The organism is Kitasatospora sp. NPDC054795 (assembly GCF_053611565.1).
The window spans coordinates 37,176-39,402 of sequence record NZ_JBSHAP010000090.1 but is presented as its reverse complement, the minus strand read 5'-3'; the positions used below and the strand labels follow the sequence as shown (position 1 = coordinate 39,402).

The following is a 2,227-nucleotide window of genomic DNA, read 5'->3' as shown; positions in this document are numbered from 1 at the left end:
GTCTCCGGCGGCCGCGGCGTCGGTGCCGCCGAGGGCTTCGGCGTGGTCGAGGAGCTCGCGGACGCGCTGGGCGCGGCCGTCGGCGCCTCGCGCGCCGCCGTGGACGCCGGCTGGTACCCGCACAGCAGCCAGGTCGGCCAGACCGGCAAGCAGGTCTCCCCGCAGCTCTACATCGCGGCGGGCATCTCCGGCGCGATCCAGCACCGGGCCGGCATGCAGACCTCGAAGACCATCGTGGCCGTCAACAAGGACCCCGAGGCCCCGATCTTCGAACTGGTCGACTACGGCGTGGTCGGCGACCTCTTCCAGGTGCTGCCGCAGCTCACCGCCGAGGTGAAGGCCCGCAAGGCCTGATCCTCGGACGACAGCGGAGGGCGTGGCGCCGAGTGGTACTCGGTGCCACGCCCTCCGTCGTTCTCCCTCATTCTCCGGCAGCCCCCCGGCGCCCCGGCCCCGCGGCGCCTGAGCGCCGACCCCGCCCGTCGTCCCCGGAGCACGGCGCGCGGGGCGGTGGCCCGTAGAGTCGGCGCCGGCGCGTGACGCGGAGGCGGGCGCGCCGGTCGAGCGCGTGGCGCACGGGCGCGGCGCGGTGGCGCGGGACGAGGCGAGGACGGTGGCATGGCACTGCTGACGGCACTTCAGGGCGGTTTCGGTGACGGGGCGGAGGCACTGCGGATCGACGGCCGGGCACTCTCCCGGGAGGATCTGCTGGGCGCGGCGACCGCCGTCGCCGACCGGGTGGCCGGCGCCCCGGCGCTCGCGGTGCTCGCCCGGCCCACCGTCGAGACCGTCACCGCCGTGGTCGGCGGCCTGCTGGCGGGCGTCCCGGTGGTGCCGCTGCCGCCCGACTCGGGACCCAAGGAGCGCGAGCACATCCTGCGGGACTCCGGCGCGGCGCTGCTCGCGCACGCCGTCGGGGAGAGGCTGCCGCAGGACACCTCGGTGGCGGGGTTGCCGGTCGACCCCGAGCAGCGCTCCGCCACCACCTACGCCGAGCCGGACGCCGCGTCGACCGGTTTCGTGCTCTATACCTCGGGCACCACCGGCGCGCCCAAGGGCGCGGTGATCCGGCGCGAGGCGATCGCCGCCGACCTGGACGCCCTCGCCGCCGCCTGGCAGTGGACCGCCGAGGACACCCTCGTGCACGGCCTGCCGCTGTTCCACGTGCACGGGCTGCTGCTCGGCGTGCTCGGCGCCCTGCGCACCGGAAGCGGCCTGGTGCACACCGGGCGGCCCACCCCGGCGGGGTACGCGGCGGCCGGTGGCAGCCTGTACTTCGGCGTGCCCACCGTCTGGTCCCGGGTGGCGGCTGATCCGGACGCGGCGGGCCGGCTCGCCGCGGCCCGGCTGCTGGTCTCCGGCAGCGCGCCGCTGCCCGTCCCGGTGTTCGAGAAGCTGGCGGCGCTCACCGGGCACGCCCCGATCGAGCGGTACGGGATGACCGAGTCGCTGATCACCGTCAGCACCCGGGCGGACGGCGAGCGGCGCCCCGGCAGTGTCGGGCTGCCGGTGGACGGGGTCCGGACCCGGCTGGTCGGTGAGGACGGCGCGCCGGTGCCCCGCGACGGGGAGAGCGTCGGCGAACTCCAGGTCAGCGGCCCGACGCTGTTCAGCGGCTACCTCAACCGGCCGGACGCGGACGCCGAGGCGTGGACGGCGGACGGCTGGTTCCGCACCGGTGACGTCGCGGTGATCGGGGCGGACGGCTTCCACCGGATCGTCGGCCGTGCCTCGGTGGACCTGATCAAGAGCGGTGGCTACCGGATCGGCGCCGGCGAGGTGGAGGCCGCGCTGCGCGACCACCCGGCGGTCGCCGACGCCGCGGTGGTCGGCGTGCCGGACGAGGACCTCGGACAGGCGATCGTCGCGTACGTCATTCCGGACGGTGCCGTGACGGGGGACCAGCTGACGGCCTTCGTGGCGGAGCGGCTCTCGGTGCACAAGCGGCCGCGCCGGGTCGTCCTGGTGCCCGAACTGCCCAGGAACGCGCTGGGAAAGGTGCTGAAGAAGCAGCTGCTGTCGGAGGCCGGCGGCCGCTGACGAGGGGGATGGCGGACGCCCCCTCGGATGACAGTCATTCACCCTGATGCGCCGTCGGTGCTCACCACCGGTGACCCTTCCATTGGCGCACTCCACTGCGCGCAGTGAGCGGACGCGTGCCTAACGTGACACGCAGGCAGAACCGAATCCCCGGGCGACACGCCGCGGCTTCCGGTCGCAGGACCGG

General features: G+C 75.4%; 2 protein-coding genes. Both read left to right on the top strand.

All coding sequences use genetic code 11. The annotated features are described in order from the left end of the window. On the top strand, positions 1-354 hold a 354-nt coding region (locus ACWGJO_RS28270), incomplete at its 5' end, for an electron transfer flavoprotein subunit alpha/FixB family protein (protein ID WP_387737314.1). 264 nt (positions 355-618) lie between these two features. After that, positions 619-2,040: an acyl-CoA synthetase gene (locus ACWGJO_RS28265; RefSeq protein WP_452187976.1), complete on the top strand. Its 1,422-nt coding sequence runs from the start codon at positions 619-621 to the stop codon at positions 2,038-2,040. Positions 2,041-2,227: the final 187 nt, after the last annotated feature.

Excerpts from the sequence above, each read along its gene's own strand:
- ACWGJO_RS28265 (WP_452187976.1), top strand. The coding sequence starts at position 619 with ATGGCACTGCTGACGGCACTTCAGGGCGGTTTCGGTGACGGGGCGGAG.